The organism is Flammeovirga agarivorans (genome assembly GCF_012641475.1).
Lineage (GTDB): Bacteria > Bacteroidota > Bacteroidia > Cytophagales > Flammeovirgaceae > Flammeovirga > Flammeovirga agarivorans.
The window spans coordinates 1-17023 of record NZ_JABAIL010000012.1; the positions used below are offsets into that span (position 1 = coordinate 1).

Annotated in this window: 16 protein-coding genes; 3 read left to right on the top strand and 13 right to left on the bottom strand. The window is 32.5% G+C overall.

Features of this window, described 5'->3' with window-relative positions; genetic code table 11:
- Window positions 1-395 precede the first annotated feature (395 nt).
- A complete protein-coding gene (locus tag HGP29_RS24515; RefSeq protein ID WP_168885104.1) occupies window positions 396-608 on the bottom strand; it encodes a YozE family protein in 213 nt (70 codons plus the stop codon).
- Between the two features lie 397 nt (window positions 609-1005).
- The gene (locus HGP29_RS24520) at window positions 1006-2574 is read right to left on the bottom strand and encodes a 7TM diverse intracellular signaling domain-containing protein (protein ID WP_168885105.1); all 1569 of its coding nucleotides are present in this window, start codon (window positions 2572-2574) and stop codon (window positions 1006-1008) included.
- 292 nt (window positions 2575-2866) lie between these two features.
- Between HGP29_RS24520 and HGP29_RS24525 the strand changes: the two genes are divergently transcribed.
- Window positions 2867-3298: a PepSY-like domain-containing protein gene (locus HGP29_RS24525; protein ID WP_168885106.1), complete on the top strand. Its 432-nt coding sequence runs from the start codon at window positions 2867-2869 to the stop codon at window positions 3296-3298.
- A 55-nt stretch (window positions 3299-3353) separates the two neighbouring features.
- Here HGP29_RS24525 and HGP29_RS24530 read toward each other — a convergent pair whose 3' ends face one another.
- The 5 genes from HGP29_RS24530 to HGP29_RS24550 form a co-directional block, all read right to left on the bottom strand.
- Window positions 3354-4067 carry a hypothetical protein gene (locus HGP29_RS24530; RefSeq protein WP_168885107.1) on the bottom strand — a complete coding sequence of 238 codons (714 nt, stop codon included), beginning with the start codon at window positions 4065-4067 and terminating at the stop codon, window positions 3354-3356.
- A 178-nt stretch (window positions 4068-4245) separates the two neighbouring features.
- Window positions 4246-5826 carry an alkyl hydroperoxide reductase subunit F gene (gene ahpF, locus HGP29_RS24535; protein ID WP_168885108.1) on the bottom strand — a complete coding sequence of 527 codons (1581 nt, stop codon included), beginning with the start codon at window positions 5824-5826 and terminating at the stop codon, window positions 4246-4248.
- Window positions 5827-5952: 126 nt separating this feature from the next.
- Window positions 5953-6516 (bottom strand): alkyl hydroperoxide reductase subunit C, encoded by a 564-nt coding sequence (ahpC, locus tag HGP29_RS24540; protein WP_168885109.1) that lies wholly within the window; start codon window positions 6514-6516, stop codon window positions 5953-5955.
- A gap of 239 nt (window positions 6517-6755) precedes the next feature.
- On the bottom strand, window positions 6756-7319 hold the full coding sequence (gene ahpC, locus HGP29_RS24545; RefSeq protein WP_168885109.1) for an alkyl hydroperoxide reductase subunit C: 564 nt from the start codon (window positions 7317-7319) through the stop codon (window positions 6756-6758).
- Window positions 7320-7479: 160 nt separating this feature from the next.
- Window positions 7480-7854 carry a hypothetical protein gene (locus HGP29_RS24550; protein WP_168885110.1) on the bottom strand — a complete coding sequence of 125 codons (375 nt, stop codon included), beginning with the start codon at window positions 7852-7854 and terminating at the stop codon, window positions 7480-7482.
- A gap of 329 nt (window positions 7855-8183) precedes the next feature.
- Here HGP29_RS24550 and HGP29_RS24555 point away from each other — a divergent pair, with 329 nt between their 5' ends.
- A complete protein-coding gene (locus HGP29_RS24555; RefSeq protein ID WP_168885111.1) occupies window positions 8184-8744 on the top strand; it encodes an outer membrane beta-barrel protein in 561 nt (186 codons plus the stop codon).
- A gap of 97 nt (window positions 8745-8841) precedes the next feature.
- Here HGP29_RS24555 and HGP29_RS24560 read toward each other — a convergent pair whose 3' ends face one another.
- The 5 genes from HGP29_RS24560 to HGP29_RS24580 all read right to left on the bottom strand — a co-directional run bounded on the left by HGP29_RS24560 (window position 8842) and on the right by HGP29_RS24580 (window position 14313).
- Window positions 8842-10065, bottom strand: coding sequence for a TlpA family protein disulfide reductase (locus HGP29_RS24560; protein WP_168885112.1), 1224 nt, complete (start codon window positions 10063-10065; stop codon window positions 8842-8844).
- 79 nt (window positions 10066-10144) lie between these two features.
- Complete coding sequence (locus HGP29_RS24565) at window positions 10145-11263, bottom strand: BamA/TamA family outer membrane protein (protein WP_168885113.1); 1119 nt, start codon at window positions 11261-11263, stop codon at window positions 10145-10147.
- Window positions 11264-11412: 149 nt separating this feature from the next.
- A complete protein-coding gene (locus HGP29_RS24570; protein ID WP_168885114.1) occupies window positions 11413-13014 on the bottom strand; it encodes a mechanosensitive ion channel family protein in 1602 nt (533 codons plus the stop codon).
- A 35-nt stretch (window positions 13015-13049) separates the two neighbouring features.
- Window positions 13050-13565 carry a hypothetical protein gene (locus tag HGP29_RS24575; RefSeq protein ID WP_211093408.1) on the bottom strand — a complete coding sequence of 172 codons (516 nt, stop codon included), beginning with the start codon at window positions 13563-13565 and terminating at the stop codon, window positions 13050-13052.
- Between the two features lie 232 nt (window positions 13566-13797).
- Complete coding sequence (locus HGP29_RS24580) at window positions 13798-14313, bottom strand: glycine zipper domain-containing protein (protein ID WP_235958346.1); 516 nt, start codon at window positions 14311-14313, stop codon at window positions 13798-13800.
- Between the two features lie 519 nt (window positions 14314-14832).
- On the opposite strand from HGP29_RS24580, the gene HGP29_RS24585 reads away from it, so the two are divergent.
- The gene (locus HGP29_RS24585; RefSeq protein ID WP_168885116.1) at window positions 14833-15633 is read left to right on the top strand and encodes an SDR family NAD(P)-dependent oxidoreductase; all 801 of its coding nucleotides are present in this window, start codon (window positions 14833-14835) and stop codon (window positions 15631-15633) included.
- A gap of 322 nt (window positions 15634-15955) precedes the next feature.
- Here HGP29_RS24585 and HGP29_RS24590 read toward each other — a convergent pair whose 3' ends face one another.
- A complete protein-coding gene (locus HGP29_RS24590; RefSeq protein ID WP_168885117.1) occupies window positions 15956-16882 on the bottom strand; it encodes a helix-turn-helix transcriptional regulator in 927 nt (308 codons plus the stop codon).
- Between the last annotated feature and the right edge of the window lie 141 nt (window positions 16883-17023).

Genomic DNA, 17023 nt, shown 5'->3' on the forward strand with positions numbered 1-17023 from the left:
GAATTGTCTTTTATGGATCCGCTTTCGCTGATCTTGTAATTACTTTTCAATACATTAAAAGAACGTTTGAGCCATTGCTCAATGAACTGTATATCAGTTTGTTTTGTGCTACTCCGTTTGAGAAGCGAGTGCAAAGGTAAGAACTAAATTTTAATCTCCAAACTCTTTTTGAAAAAATTTTATTTTATTTTTTCGAGCTAATTTCTGAAGATTTTCAACTCCCACTCTCTGCTTAAAAAGACCAACGTTTTAGTCTAGATCACTTCTTTGTTTCAGAAGCGAGTACAAAGGTAATATCAGATTCTTTAAATGCAATAAAATCTCACTAAAATTACATTTAACAAAATCAAATATCTATTATCCCTATAACTTACCCTCTCATAATCAAGCATTAGTTACTGAAGATATTTTGCAAAATTCTTTATCAATATTTGGAATACATCATTTGTACCTCCCATTGAAGTATGAAAATCCAAGTATCCTTTTATTTCTTCTATTGAAGTATCCCATGGAAAATTAGTATCTATCATAATATGTCTTGCTAAATCACTTTGAGCAGAATCTTCATTTGATATACTAAATATAAAGTCTCTAAATTTTTCGATCATTCCCATATGTATTAGTAACACAAAAGTAACAAATAAAAAAAGAAGGAAACAAAGCCTCCTTCTTTTCAATGTAAAGCCTTTTTAAAGACTTCCATTTCACGACATATTATATTACGATTTGATATTCTGAGAATAGTTAGTGTTAGGTTTACTAACAATGAGAAATTACTTAATTATAATTCTTCATGTTCTTGTCTACTGTGTAAATTTTTAAGATGGCTTCAGACCATTTGATAGCAATTAAAAAATATGGCTGAAATCTATCTTAGTATATCTTATGATGAATCACTTTTGATTTACTGTTGTGATTAATTCATGTTTCAAAGGAACTAAAATCCTCCCTAATTGCAAGGAAATGGGAGGTTACAATAAGTTACATTGCCTTTACAAGGTGTTACTACACTGTGATTATGTAGTCATTTAATGTTGTTTCTAGTCCTAATTTCTTCTTAATCCTAGATTTATTCACTTTTACCGCACCTTCTGAAGTACTTCTAAAACTTGCAATTTCTTTTGTTGAATAATTCAATTTTAATAAAGAACAAATTTCTAATTCAGCTGGAGTAAGATTTGGATGCATTGTTTTAAGCTTCTTAATAAAGAAAGTATCCACTTCGCTAATGTTATCTTGGAAATGAAGTTGTTTCTCATCGGAGATATTTTGATGAGAAAGATCCATAACCATCGACCTTACCTCCTTCTCTATATTTTCTTTGTTATTCAAGATCTCTTTTAATTGTAGCATTACATTCTGATGTACCGTATGTCTTCTTTTATTATCTAAAATGACTACATCTAAATCGTCTTGTTTCGTCGCCAATGTTTGTGAAAGCTTCTTCTTCTCTATTTTAATTTGTCTATATCGATCTGCAAGAGCAAAAGACATTAGTAAGACTTCTGTTACGATAGCAAATAAATAGAAATTCTGAGTTACGATATTTTGAACTAAGATTCCGTAGAAGATAAGAGCCTGACTAATGATACCTAAAAAGTAAACTGTCCATCCTAGTAAATAGAACTTTGCCACCGAATTACCTTGTTGCACTGACTTAACACCAGTTGCTAAGGCAAAGAAGCAGTATACAGTTGTCATTATCGTTAGAAACTTATAAGTGATATCAAAACCAATGGCTTGAAGTGTACAAACAAAAACAAAAATGACGATATCTACGATCATTACCGTTCTCATTATCATATAGTATAACTTACTGGTCTGTTTCAATTTCAAGAATTTGATACAGAAAACACATGAAATTACACTAACTGTACAAACGCTGACAGCAATGATATGTGGTAGAAGTACTGCTGGTATATTTAGATACTTTAGCGTAAAGAAACCTTCCAATGATAAGGCTCCAAGTAAAACAAAGAAGGCATGTAATGCATAATACCCATAAATCGAATCTTTTAAATTCACTGATAGGAATACATTATATAATACCATGACAATGAAAATACCTAAAAGGATTCCATACTTTGTTATTTGAATGAATTCAGTCTTTTCTATTTCGATATGATCCACCAAAGTGATTCCATAGATATGACTGTAGTTATTTTTTGCTCTGAAATAAAATACATTAGAGCCTTTGTGCAATGTTATGGGAAAATAAAAACCAGAAGCATTTGTTTCCGAATTGTCTACTTTCACTCCGCCAAGCTGTGATACAAGTTGATTATTTGCATCATAATGATAGAAAGTAAGACTATCAACAAGTGTCTTATTAAATTTCAGAAATTCTCTTCGTACCTCATCTGATTCTATTTCAGCCTTGATCCATACCGGAGTTGGACTGTAACTTAAATTAATCTGATGACCTGGAACGTCATTAAAAGGTACCTCGTCGATAGTACTGATTTGAATTGAATTGTTTCGATCCCATATGTATGACAATGAAAGTTTTGAATTTTTTGCACCAAGAGACGAAAAAGCAAATAGCAAAAAGATGAATAAGTGTGAGTAGTTCATATTTAAATAGTGTCGTGTAGATTCTTTAACCAGTAAAGGGTGAAAGTAGATAGATGTACTCAATTTATGTTATTTTTTTTTAGATAACATAAAATAATACGTGAAAAAAATAACATAGACTCTCCCATTTTAGACACTATTCACCACTTTTTAATCAGATTATTATACCCTTAATTTTATTCACAAATATCTATTAAATAAGTAGTTAAGAAACGTAAAATAGTTAATCTAACAATGATCACAACCACGTATTCTTCATAGTCAATGTGCTACATTAGAAAAAAACAAAATCATGAAAAAAACTTTATTTATCTTTTTATTCACCTGCTTAATATCATCATTATTTATAGGTTGTGATACTGCTCAAGAGGTGAACCCTGCCAATCTTCCAGATAACATCTATAATTATATAGAAATGCATTTTCCAGATGCTCAAATCACTTCATCAGAAATTGATGACGATGGATATGAAGTTACTTTGGATTCTGGGTATGAATTAGAATTTAATGGTCAGGGAGATATTGATAAGATCGAAGCATTAAATAATCAGCCTATTCCTCCTAGTTGTTTAGAGGAAAATATTACTGAATATGTTGAAAATACTTTTCCTGGAAATTATGTAGTCGAATGGGAAGACAATGGCGTATCTCAAGAAGTTAAAGTATCGAACGGAGTTGAAATAATTTTTGATGCCGGTGGACATTTTATGGGATATGATGAATAAAGATAGATTTTAATAAACAAAAAGGTCGAAGCGATATCACTTCGACCTTTTTGTTTTATATATCTTTAGATTGTAAGTATTCATTAAATCTGTTCATTTTGGATATTAATACTTCTACCCAATCTAAACTTTTAAATACTTCCATTCCATTTTCAGCATCATAATGTCCCGATAATAACAACATGGAATGTACAAACTTTTCTGTTTCGATCTTCTGAGCAATCCACATAATCACTAAAGATACACTAGTAAATTGAAAGTGTTCGTTGAGCATGTCCAATGCCATGACCTCTTTCAATTTAAAAGGTTTCATTAATGATTCTACTTGTTCAATAGTTGTTTGAGGAATTTTATCTCCTTCAGCAAGATTCTCCATATCCTGGTCTTCTGCCAAGGGTAAATTAATATAAGCATCTCCTAAATACTCTTTCAATTCGGTAATTGCCTTTACCTCTTCTGTATTACTTGTATTTAATCTGAATGCCCTATCCCATTGTATCACTTCAGATATATCATATTCTAATTCATCTTCATCCTCTAATTTAAGTGCAGTCAGTGAGCTTAAATTACAATAGATATAACTTCTTTGCGGAATGAAATGTCCTTCTTCATCGTACATATCACTTTCATTGAAGTCATCCATCAACATTTTAGTCACTTCTTCAGGTGTGGATAAAATTGGGTCTCCAGCATGGTTCAATAAAGGAATACTTTCATCTTCAGTTACCAAGATAGCGTGGTCCTGATCTATTCTTTGAATTTTGTACATGAGTATATTTTAGAGATGATAAATCCGTACGGTGCCAAAGATCTATAATATTAATTTGTAATAAAAGGATGCTCCAAATTGATTAATACTTATTGTGCTTAGTATTATATGAGAAAAGGCTGTTACATATTTAATGCAACAGCCTTTTTATATATTCATCTAACCTAATTTTGTCTGCTTATGCCAGTTCCAATTCTTGAGCATTTACAGTCTGTAAGTTCTTTATACTATCTTCAAAAGATGAAAGTGCCGCTTTAGAGCCTTCTCCCATTGCAATTACAATTTGTTTGTAAGGAACAATAGATACATCACCAGCAGCATAAATACCTGGTTGAGTTGTTCTACAGTGAGCATCAATCTCGATTTCACCCATTCTATTTGTCTTTACAATCTCTTTGAAAACATCACTATTTGCTTTTAAACCAATTTGTACAAAAACACCATCGGTTTCAATTGATTTAATTTCTTCAGTCGCTCTGTCTTTATATTGAAGTGCCGTTACTTGTTTTCCATCACCAATTACTTCTGAAGTAGCTGCATTTTTCACCACAGTAACATTTGGTAGAGCATTTACTTTATCTTGTAATACTTGATCACCTTTTAAAGTATCCATAAACTCTAAAACTGTTACTTCTGAAGCAATCGCAGATAAATCAATTGCAGCTTCTAAGCCTGAATTACCTCCACCTACTACAACTACTTTCTTATTTTTAAAATAAGGAGCATCACAGTGAGTACAGAAAGCAACACCTGAACCGATATATTCCGTCTCACCAGGAACACCCAGTTTTCTCCAACTTGCACCTGTAGCGATAATTAAAGAAGGAGTAGTGAAAACTTCACCCATAGAAGTTGTTACTTTTTTATAACCATCTACCACTTCAACATTTTCAACCATACGGTTTTCAAGAATATCGATAGGGTAATCTTTAAGATGACTATAAAGGTTGGCAGTTAATTCGGCTCCAGTCGTTTTTGTAATTGAAATCATGTTTTCGATACCCACAGTTTCTTTTACTTGACCACCAATTACACCTGCAACTACTGCTACTTTAAATCCTTTTCTTGCAGAGTATACTGCCGAAGCTACACCTGCAGGTCCACCACCTACAACTACAACATCGTATTCTTTTTCGATAGCTTGTGTTGGATCAACTTTAGTTTCTACTGTTGATTCTAATTTTGCTAATAATTCTCCTAATGATGCTCTTCCTACATGAAGTTGTTCACCATTAGCCAATACAGTTGGTACAGCTTGGATACCTAATTTTTCAACTTCTTCCTTATTAATACCACCATCAATAATATTGTGCTCAATATTTGGGTTTAAGATAGCCATCACATTAAGTGCCTGAACTACTTCTGGGCAGTTCGTACAAGTCAGAGAGATATAACTATTGATGACTACTTTTTCACTAATACTTTTGATTTTAGCTGTAACACCATCATCAGGAAGGTTTTTACCAAGACCTTCTAAATTTAAAACAGCCATTAAAAGTGTTGTAAACTCATGACCTGTTGGTACTGCTCTAAAAACAATATTCGACGGTTGGTTATCTTTTACTATTCGTAATGATAATCCTTCTCCATTCTGAACATCTAAAGTGACTTTATCTGAAGTTGAAGCAACATCTTCTAAAAGAGTTACCAAATCATTTTTACTTGAATGATCTTCTGCTACTTCTACCTTTAATGTATATTCACTTTTTAGGTTACCAAAAAGGGCTGTTACTTGACTTTTTAATGCTTGTTCTAACATGATGGTTTCTTTTTTCAAATGGGGGTTAGGAAGTGAAAGCCACCACACACGATGGCTTTCAATATATTTATCAGAGTGAGTGTAAATTAAAAGTACTTTTCCATTAATTAGAAAAGCTATTTGATATTAGATTAAACCTACTAGATCGATACTAGGCTTTAATGTTTCGTTACCTTCTTTCCATTTTGCAGGACATACCTCAGATGGGTTAGCAGCTACAAATTGTAAAGCTTTTAATTTTCTAAGTAACTCTTCAGCATTACGACCTACGTTACCTGCTACTACTTCGTAAGATACGATCTCACCTTCTGGGTTAACGATGAAAGTACCTCTTTCTGCCATACCATCTTCTTCGATCATTACATCAAAACCTCTTGATAACACTCCTGTTGGATCTGCTAACATTGGGTAGTTGATTTTCTTGATGGTCTCTGAAGTGTCATGCCATGCTTTGTGTACGAAGTGTGTATCTGTTGATACTGAAAATACTTCTGTTCCAGTTGCTTTGAACTCCTCGTATAAGTTGGCTAAATCTTCAAGCTCAGTAGGACATACGAAAGTAAAATCTGCTGGGTAGAAGAAGAATACTGACCATTTACCTAAAACGTCTGATTTAGTTACTTCTTCGAATCCGTTGTTTTGGAATGATTGTACTTTGAAGTCTACGATTTGTTTTCCGATTTGTGACATAATGTATGTTTAGTTTAAAAGTTTTCTTTCTGATTGATTACGATACAAACATACGGCGACTTTCTGTATTTGTAAAATTGATTGTTTTTATAACACTATAACAAAAAACTATAATCAATCATTTTTTCTTATAAGAAAAGCTTATATACCTTATAAAAGTAACTTCCGCCAGTAAAGAATAAAGCCATTGCAGTAATAAAACTACAATGGCTATTATTCTTATGGATATATTCTGATGATTAGATTAAACCTACTAAATCAATACTAGGCTTTAATGTCTCATTACCTTCTTTCCATTTTGCAGGACAAACCTCAGATGGGTTAGCAGCTACAAATTGTAAAGCTTTTAATTTTCTAAGTAACTCTTCAGCATTACGACCTACGTTACCTGCTACTACTTCGTAAGATACGATCTCACCTTCTGGGTTAACGATGAAAGTACCTCTTTCTGCCATACCATCTTCTTCGATCATTACATCAAAACCTCTTGATAACACTCCTGTTGGATCTGCTAACATTGGGTAGTTGATTTTCTTGATGGTCTCTGAAGTGTCATGCCATGCTTTGTGTACGAAGTGTGTATCTGTTGATACTGAAAATACTTCTGTTCCAGTTGCTTTGAACTCCTCGTATAAGTTGGCTAAATCTTCAAGCTCAGTAGGACATACGAAAGTAAAATCTGCTGGGTAGAAGAAGAATACTGACCATTTACCTAAAACGTCTGATTTAGTTACTTCTTCGAATCCGTTGTTTTGGAATGATTGTACTTTGAAGTCTACGATTTGTTTTCCGATTTGTGACATATGATAATATGAGATTATAAAATTATTGTTTTATTTCCTTTTTGATGACACAAACTTAATAGGCATCTCAAAATAAGTCAAAGTGATAATATCTATACTGATATAGAATAAATTTATAAACCTATATTCATCTCTTGTCTTTCAGGGTATTGAAGTACTTTTATTTCTTTACATACACCTCTTGCCAATTCGTAATTTTATCTTCTTCATTAAATTTCAACATTAGCATTGTTGAAAAATGATCTTCAGAACCATCTAGCCTCGTAATTGCAGGATCCATCACTATCACTACATTATCTTTATTACAGACATATTCTTGCACATTGTAATTAATAGAATCTATTGTCGATTTAAAACCTAGAAGGTAATTAAGGTAAGATTCATAATTTACTTCGTACTCTCTTCCATTCACCTTTATCGTAAATTCTGGTGCGAAGGATATAGCAATATCATATTTGGTAATTTTTGAGGAAGAAATTAAATGTTTAATATTCCATGCTAATAACTTTTTGGCTAATAGTTCTTTCTTTTCCATTCAATATTACTGTCAATTTTTAAATGTTTAAATTTAAGTAATTCTCTATTAGCAAATAGGCTTATTTATAGTTATTTAGATAATGCAGGCTTTAATTAAGAGGAATTATTTTTTCGACTCTTCTCCAATACTGAAGTTGATTTTATTAGAAGGTTACATCTGAGATCTCTTGTGGCTTAGTGCTTCTTGTTTTTGATGGTAAGCACTTTCTAACACCATATAATCGGATTTTGAAAAAACATAAACAAATTATAAACAAAAATACTGATAATCATCACGTTAATAAGCTCAGATGTAATTTAAAAATAATCAATTTATCAAATAATCAAATGAAAAAAAGTTTATTACTGACTTTATTTGCCCTGTTATGTATCACGGCATCGTCACAAGCTCAATTTTACGTAGGTGCCTCAGGAGGTAACTCATTCATCAACCATAACCTAAAAAGCATCGAAGGAGATAACTTTAAAGTAAACGATAACACTGGTAGCTGGAAAGTATATGGTGGTATTGGAAATAGATTCTTAGGATTAGAAGGTGGTTACCGTAGCGTAGGTACTGTACAAGGTAACGAAGGTGGTTATGCTTACGATAGCAATATCACTGGTTGGGATGCTGCTTTAAAAGGTACTATCCATATTGGACCTGTTTTCGGTTTTGCAAAAGCTGGTGCATTCTTTGGAAAATATGAAGACCAAATTACTGGTGGCGAAATGGTAAGCTATAAAGATACTTCATTTATGTGGGGTGTAGGTGCTGGCGTTCTTTTAGGTAAAACTTTCGAGATCCGTATGGAGTGGGAAGCACTTAACCTTTCTAGCAGCCAAAAAATATCAACTCTTTCTCTAGGTACTGCTATTCACCTTGGTGGAAACAAAGATAAAAACTAAGCTATCCTACATTTAGAATAATACCTTTTCAATAAAGGATAAGCTTAAGGAAAAACACCTTATCGCATAGATATTAACTATACGATAAGGTGTTTTTTTATAGTGATTTCTTTTTCTTCTTTCCTTTATTCTTGTCCGGTTTTTCATCATCAACAGGCGGAATATATTCTTTTGCTAAAGCTTTATCGATACTATAGGATAGCCTATCTACAATGTCTTTTTTATATCCAATTGTATAATTGATATAATTACCATCCTTATCAATAACAATATTTGTTGGATAAAGTGCTACTTCAAATTTATGTGCCAACTCTCTTGCCTCTTCCACTTGAGGATACTGGAAATTATACTTCCGATTGAACTTTTCAATTTTATAAGCGGGATCAAGTGAAAGTGCTAAAAAGATAACATCAGGGTTGTCCTTATACTTATTATAAAGTTCGTTTAACTTCGGTACCTCCATAATACAAGACTTACAAGTCGAAAACCAAAAGTTATAAACAATCACTTTACCTCGATAATCTTTGGTCTTCACTTTATCAAAATCCGTTGTAGAGCAACGAATATCTGGGGCCTTATTTCCTAAGAAATCGTTCTTAGCTTTATCTTTTATCTGTGCTGCTCTATCCTTTGATTCTTGTTCTTTCTTTTTAAACTCCTCTTTAGAAATAACATAATAATCCTCGATGTTATAGGCTGCATTGTCCAAAGTTGTGAAAATAACTTTCTCTGCCACTAATTTATAATGACCATATCTTTTAGAGTATTTAGGTAATTCCATAAAGAACTCTATTCTATCAATATCAAAATTCTGGACATTCTTTAAACCAAATTTTTCGGTTGTATACAAGTATTTCTTTTCACCTTTAATGATTACTTCATACTTCTTGCAATTATATCCAGCTATTTCTTTTGACTCTCCTTCTATTAAAGTTGCAGGTTTTAATTTTTCGTCTTCTGAAAAACTCTGATAGTAGCCTGCTCCGGATTTGGTTTGTCTATACCTTTTCAGGTAATATACTTGCTCTCTTTTAAAGTCGACATAAGTTAAACTCTCTAAGTAATCTGATTTGGGATTTACATAAGTAAGCTTGCTGACCAACTTTTTTCGGTTGAAGTAAACCACTCTTTCTGATGTAAAATTGGGATCATTCTTCTTTAAATTTGAAATATCATGATCAAACACTTTTCTATATTGAATCACCACATCTCCTTTCATTTTTTGAAAGGCTTCTGTCATATGTTCAGATTCTTGGGCATTACTTATTAATGAAAAAAATAGTAGTCCTAGCCACACCAATTGTAGGTAAATAAATTTCATAGATTGAAAAAAACGTTTGCTTAGTTGATTATTAACATGATAAAATTAGATAAAAATATGAATACTAAAAACATCTTCATTAAAATGCTTCTGTCATATTAAAATATATAAGCTGCTGGTTTTGAATAGGGTCATGTCCAATATCAATTCTAAAATTCATTCGAGGTTGTACTTCAAAACGTAAACCTAAACCAATGTTTGGAAGTACTCCTTTGGGAGTAAAAATATCGGGACCAATGGTTCCTACACCACTCCATACTGCATAGCCAAACTTTGAGAGAAACTTTGATGAAGAATTGACCATAGACCGAAATTCAACCATCACATAAGCTGAAGTTTTATCTCTGAATTGTCCCTTATAATATCCTCTTAGATCAAATGGAGAACCTATTGTTGATAGTTCTGTAAATGGTATATTCCCTGATGCTGTTCTCATGTAAGCAGTCCAAGCTAATACCTTTCTTTCTCCTAATCTTGGTAATTTTTTGTACTGTCTGTATTCTAACTTGATGTAATCCCAATCACTAGAACTTGATAATGCCTTATCATATACCCGCATTGAAAAGTCAAAATAAATCCCTGACCAAGCATTAGATGGAATATCTCTGGTATCGTAAGAAAGCCGTACACCTATTCCTACATTATTAAAAACGGCTCCTTTATCAGTACCTCCTTGTTCAATGTAGCTTAAATCTTCTCTCACCCCCTTTGATACATGTGTAAGTATTCGATTGGTATAATCGATAGATGGTCCTAAAAAGAACGGTGTTTTATTAATCCGAAAAAGTATATCGTTTCTTATAATTACGGAATTTTGAAAGAACCTTGTCGTATGGTCTCCTCTCTTTATTGAAATATTGTCTTCGTATCCAATACCATAAAAGTGATTGAACTTATTGAGGTATTGCCAATTAGAGAATACTCTTATTTTTCCTTGTGCAAAGTATAACTGAGGTTTAATAATAACATCATGCCCTTCTTCTAAAATGGTAAAACTTAATGGAACAACAGACCGTTGCTGGATAGTTTTACTCGTTCTAAAAGTACATAACATAGTTCCACCAACTAATAAACCATAATCTGGAGAATAAGCTGGTCCACCTAAAATAGAATATTTAAAGTCCCTTTTCTTACTTTGACCTGATGTCTTCACTATCACAAAAAACACCAAACAGAATAAGCATGTTAATTTTTTCATAGTATAGATTCATAGCATTACAGTAATCTCAAAGATAAATATAAAAACTATTCAATCGAATGATTTAATTTTATTTCACAAAAAAGCTTTTCAATTCATAATGGAGAACTGAAAAGCTATATTTCAGAAAATAAGAACGAACACATTAGTTAGTCGTCTCTTTTCATGTATAATGTTTGTGTTGGGAAAGCAAAATCAACACCTATCTCTTTTGCCTTTCTAAGAATGGAAAGGATCAGTTCTTCTCTTGCATTTAATTCTTCTGACCAGTCCTTTACACTAAAGAAAACATACAATAATACATCTAATGAACTAGCTGAAAATTCGTTCATATGCACTTCGTAAAAGTCTTTTCTAGTTCTAGGGTGTTGCTTTATAATATCCTTAACTACTTTAATAAATTCTTCGATCTTGTCTGGAGTGGTATTGTAAGGTAAAGACAGGTACGTTTTATAACGTCTATATTCTCTTTTTCCAAAGTTATCTACATCTGTATTCACTACTGTTCCATTAGGGATATTCAATAATGAATCTTGAAAAGTACGGATCCTTGTCGTTCTAAAGCCAATTTCTTCTACGATACCTTCCTGTCCTTTGATATTTACCCAATCTCCTACGACAAAAGGTTTATCAGCAAAAATCATAAGTGAACCAAAGAAGTTTTTTACCGTATCTTGAGCTGCAAAAGCTAAAGCCACACCACCAAAAGAAATACCGGTAATTAACCTAGAAACGTCTATTCCGAAAACGGATAACCCAAACAATATACCGATGACAATAAAAGTGATACGAAAACAAACCCTTATCACCGGAATTAAGTTCTTGTCTACTTTACTTGATTTATGTGAAAAGTATTGAATACGAACTACGAAAATATCTGCAATGTAGAAGAGCAATATGATAACATAAAAGCTCGAAATAAGCTTTATGATATTCATGGCAACATAAGTCACTTGTTCGGAAAGTAAAATAAAAGGAACCATATAGTACCATATCACCATAATCATGATCATAGCTATCGGGTTTCTCAACTTTAATACAATCAACTTCCCTAAGTTTTCTTGATTGATCTTCGCCAAAAAGTCTTTTAAAAACTTATTTGTCAACCATACTCCAAAGTAATAAAACAAATAACTAGAGATAATTAAAACCGCTAACGATGCCCATTGCCACAGTTTCACTCCTAAAAACTTTGAAGATGATTGCTTCGGTTTTGAAGCAAAAAGCACCAAGTTACTGGTTAGAGAAGGATATAACTCTCTAAATAAAGTATGGATTCTTTGGGTAGAATAGATCGAATACATCCATTCTCCATTTTCCTGCTTCTCTAGGTAAATATTAGGGAGATTCTTACTAACAAAATATCTATTCGTATTTGATTTTTTATCGATATAATTCTTCGTTAAGGGGATATCTTCATTATCAATAAAAATCCCTTTTTGGAAGAAAATCAATTTAAGTTCAATGGCCAGTTGTTTCCGTTGTTTGAAGGTTAAATTATACTTGGGAAACGCCATTGCTGCCACTCCAGGGTGATAATTATCTTCATCAAGGTTATCTATATGAGTATGCAAAGTATGGTAAGGAGTACTTAAAGAATACTCGATACTATCTACTTTGGCAAAGTTATAAAAGTCATGATCCGTTGGATAACTAGATAATTCCTGAACGGTTGTTACTACATTATCTGCCATTACCGAGATGATTCCCCAGAACAACAGAAGAATGAAAAGATGAATTTTGTTAAGCATTATTGAAAAGAAGTCTAGGTGATTGAAAATAGGTTTTATTGTTGTCGGTTTCGTCTTGAATATTCGTTGTAATCCTCAGTTTTAATGATTCGGGCAGTACCTGAAGCAGGAATTCCTCTTTGTCCTTGAAATAAATAATAAGATACATCAGAGATCTCTTCCATCTGTACACTGTTCATCATATCTAGTTTTATGATATACTTGTCTCCATAATCCAGTTGACTTTCAGTTAATAATCGAAAGGTGAAGTGGTCATCATGTAATTCTAAACTCTTATGTTTTCCATCCGCTTCTACGACGAAATCATTTTGATCATTTTGGTTTAATTTTAGTAATATATTCTCTCCCAAATACCCATATGGAACGGTCTCATTACTCCATAGTAAGGTATCAGTAAAGTGGAAATTCAAAAGATCCAAATAGCATGTTGGATGCTGATCTAAAACGATAATAGAATCATTAATTTGTAATTGTAACGATTGAACTCCGATAAAAACAGAATCAACATTATCTAAATTATGATGAATGGCTCCTTTAATAGGTTTCGCCATTTTAAAACCGGTAGCTTGTAAGCTAACACTAGCCTTTGTTATTGGGGTTTCAATTTGAAGTTGACATGAAGTAATAACAAGGCTGATTGAAGAAATAAAAAAAAGTAGCCTTTTCATAAAAAAATTATCCACCTGACTAATACGAAAAAGATTAGCCAGGTACTTTATGGTTAATGATAATACTGTAACTCTTAAAGAGTTTCTTGAGTATTGATTTATCTTAGAAATAGCATTATTTCACTGTATAACCTTTGCCGGTCATACAAGCAGAAAAAGCCTTTTTAAATTGAGCATCCATTTGCTGTAACTGTTGCTCAGCTTGTGCATTATTAGCAGCTTGTTGTTCTTTTTTTTGATCGTGCTTTACTTTCGCACCTCTAACAGTTCCTGCAATAGCACCTATTGCAGCACCTTTTCCTGCATCACCAGCAACAGCTCCAATTGCAGCTCCTGTTCCAGCTCCTACTGCTGTATTTTTTACTACCGTTCCATCAGCACTATTGGTTGCTTTTGTGGGTGTAATTTGGGGTGGATTGGCAGGATCATAACCTGTCTGGTTTACCGCCCATTGGTAGCACTCCGATTGGTCTTTAGTAATGTTTGCAGCACTTTGTCCGTCTGTTGGTACTATATACATCCCAAACTTCTCGGAAATTATTGCATCTTGTTTCGCATTACTATGATGCGTAAATAAGTAAAGTATGGCTACAACCAAAACAGCAACTGCAGCTATATGTGACTTTTTCATTTTAAAGCTATTATTAATATCTATACCTATTAAAAAACGAATTCAGTCTCTATACTGTATTCAAAAAAACGCTGTGGTTTTGCAAAAAATGTTTATTGGTTTTCAGTATTTCACCTCACAATAAACACTCCTATCCTGTTTATCATAAAATACCTTTACTAACTAAAATGATAGATTACTTAAAAAGTATAGATAAAAAGAAAGGGTACCAAAACGGTACCCTATCACTTAATTTAGACAGTTTTTATAGTTAGAAAATTACCTAACTCACCTATTTTCCTATACGGATATTATTACACTACTTTACTTCATCTATCTAATGTCTTTAGAGGTTTTATTTGCTATGTTGTACTTTTTCGTAGTGTACACTAATAGAAACGGCAGTTCTCAAAAAAATAAATGCATTTGCTGATTGTTGTTTTTAAAAAAATAGCTTTCTCATTTTTTCTACTCATCCTCTGATGTTTATCAACAATTATTGGATTAAATTGGTTATGGTATCAATCAATTTAAATAATCATGAAGAAAACTATTCTTATTACTGGTAGTACCGATGGTATTGGAAAACTTGCTGCAATACAGTTGGCAAAAGACGGACATATTGTTTATATCCATGGAAGAAATGTTGATAAGTTGAATGTAGTTGTTGAGGAAATCAAAAAGTTATCAACAAATGAGCATGTCAACGGATTTATTGGTGACTTATCTGATACTAAAGGGGTCCAATCGCTAGCAAATGACATTCTCAATCAACTCGATCATTTAGATGTACTTATTAATAATGCAGGTGTGTTTAAAAGTACATCAGCTAATAATCAACAAGGCATTGATCTAAGAATTGCCGTAAATTACTACGCACCTTATATTCTAACCAATGCATTACTTCCTATTCTAAAAAAAGGTAATCATCCAAGAATCATCAACTTAAGTTCTGCAGCACAAGCTCCTGTATCATTAGAGTTACTAAAAGGAAAAGCAGAGCAAAACGAAAGTTCTACGTATGCACAAAGTAAACTAGCACTAACCATGTGGAGTTTTGATCTTGCTCGACAAGAAAAGGACATTACTGTTATTCCTGTCAATCCGGGATCTCTTTTGAATACAAATATGGTAAAAGAAGCATATGGTAAATTTTGGTCTTCTGCAGATAAAGGGAGTCAAATTTTGTACGATTTAGCTACAAGTGAAGAACATGCCCAACATTCTGGAGAGTACTTTGACAATGATGCAGGCAAGTACAACAAAGCTCACTCTGATGCTTATCAAAAAAATAAAATAAAGGATTTGTTGGCTGTAACTTCTGATATGACACAGCTATAAAAACAAAGGAAGTTGTCTTAGTAATTAAAGACAACTTCTTTGTTTTATTGATCATATTAGACTTATCAACTCAACATTTTTTGATATCGTCTAACACAAATCAAGTTGGTTCTAGAATAACTGAAGTATCATTTTAATTGGATTAGTTCATAGCATCCTAACCTAATTTTTATTGTCAATCAATCATTAATGTATCAGGTTATAGATCTTAGAGAGTGTACTAAAATAATCAACTTTGTTTTTGCTAAGTACAATTATAAAAACGGTACTTTTTAAAGATGTACTAAGAGATTCTGTCAGAAAAACAATAAATTTTGTTAGATCACTCTGGTAATTGTTTTTGATATTGTTTGGGTGTTGTACCTACCTCTTTTTTGAAAACTGAAGCAAAATGACTGGAGTTTGAAAAGCCTAGGTCCATTGCAATCATCCTTATAGACTTTTCACCTCTTTTTAATAATTCTTTAGCGGAGTCAAGACGTACTTGCTGTTGAAATTGATAAATTGGGATACCAAAAGTACTTTTAAATTGTAACCTTAAATTACTATTACTCATCCCACATTCCCGAGCAATATGATCCACATCTAAAGGAGTACCATTGTTATTAAGTATCATATCTCTGGCTTTAAATACCAGTTGAATATTGATTGAAGTATATTCTTCGTTTTTTATCATTTCTCTTGAGGAAATTTGGTCCATCAAAAGGTGAAAAATAAACCTGACAAAATCCTCAAGAAATTCACTAAACAATAGTGACTCTTTCTGTTCTAGTATTCTAAAAAACGCTCCCCGTATTAAAGTAGTTAGTTCTTCAAATACAGTAAATGTTTTTCCTTCCGGGAAAACTTTCTGTAATGCTTCTGATTTTGCTACAATTTCCCGAAAGTAACTTTTTCGTACCCTAATTAATACCATTTCAACTCTTTTGTTGGCTGGTAAAGTCCATCGAATATTCTGTTTGTTGTTAGAGAGTAATGCTCCATTTAAGACCGATTGGTACTTCCCTTCGAAAATTACAGAAGACTTATGACTAAAAATGATAGGATAAAAATCTTCATCATCTTCCATAATAAAAGTAGCTCCTGAGATATCCTTGTTGAGTTTAAAACATAGCCTTGCTACATCAAAATTTGAAGATAATTTATAGGCATCCAATGTGCCCTCTCCATGTTCTGAAGGAATGGTGATTTTTCCATCTTTTTGTTGACCTCCAACTAATTCTCTCCAATAATTCAGAATATTATGCATACTATATCTAACATGATCGTTTATAATAATTTACAAAAAATCATCAAGACTTCTGATAAGGCACAATCAATTAATATGTGAATAATGTTACAAGAAATAACTCACAGAAATATTATATCTCTATATTTGCCACATCATAGT

Coding starts and splice junctions, on each gene's coding strand:
- HGP29_RS24515 (WP_168885104.1), bottom strand. CDS start 608: ATGATCGAAAAATTTAGAGACTTTATATTTAGTATATCAAATGAAGAT.
- HGP29_RS24520 (WP_168885105.1), bottom strand. CDS start 2,574: ATGAACTACTCACACTTATTCATCTTTTTGCTATTTGCTTTTTCGTCT.
- HGP29_RS24525 (WP_168885106.1), top strand. CDS start 2,867: ATGAAAAAAACTTTATTTATCTTTTTATTCACCTGCTTAATATCATCA.
- HGP29_RS24530 (WP_168885107.1), bottom strand. CDS start 4,067: ATGTACAAAATTCAAAGAATAGATCAGGACCACGCTATCTTGGTAACT.
- ahpF (WP_168885108.1), bottom strand. CDS start 5,826: ATGTTAGAACAAGCATTAAAAAGTCAAGTAACAGCCCTTTTTGGTAAC.
- ahpC (WP_168885109.1), bottom strand. CDS start 6,516: ATGTCACAAATCGGAAAACAAATCGTAGACTTCAAAGTACAATCATTC.
- ahpC (WP_168885109.1), bottom strand. CDS start 7,319: ATGTCACAAATCGGAAAACAAATCGTAGACTTCAAAGTACAATCATTC.
- HGP29_RS24550 (WP_168885110.1), bottom strand. CDS start 7,854: ATGGAAAAGAAAGAACTATTAGCCAAAAAGTTATTAGCATGGAATATT.
- HGP29_RS24555 (WP_168885111.1), top strand. CDS start 8,184: ATGAAAAAAAGTTTATTACTGACTTTATTTGCCCTGTTATGTATCACG.
- HGP29_RS24560 (WP_168885112.1), bottom strand. CDS start 10,065: ATGAAATTTATTTACCTACAATTGGTGTGGCTAGGACTACTATTTTTT.
- HGP29_RS24565 (WP_168885113.1), bottom strand. CDS start 11,263: ATGAAAAAATTAACATGCTTATTCTGTTTGGTGTTTTTTGTGATAGTG.
- HGP29_RS24570 (WP_168885114.1), bottom strand. CDS start 13,014: ATGCTTAACAAAATTCATCTTTTCATTCTTCTGTTGTTCTGGGGAATC.
- HGP29_RS24575 (WP_211093408.1), bottom strand. CDS start 13,565: ATGGCGAAACCTATTAAAGGAGCCATTCATCATAATTTAGATAATGTT.
- HGP29_RS24580 (WP_235958346.1), bottom strand. CDS start 14,313: ATGAAAAAGTCACATATAGCTGCAGTTGCTGTTTTGGTTGTAGCCATA.
- HGP29_RS24585 (WP_168885116.1), top strand. CDS start 14,833: ATGAAGAAAACTATTCTTATTACTGGTAGTACCGATGGTATTGGAAAA.
- HGP29_RS24590 (WP_168885117.1), bottom strand. CDS start 16,882: ATGCATAATATTCTGAATTATTGGAGAGAATTAGTTGGAGGTCAACAA.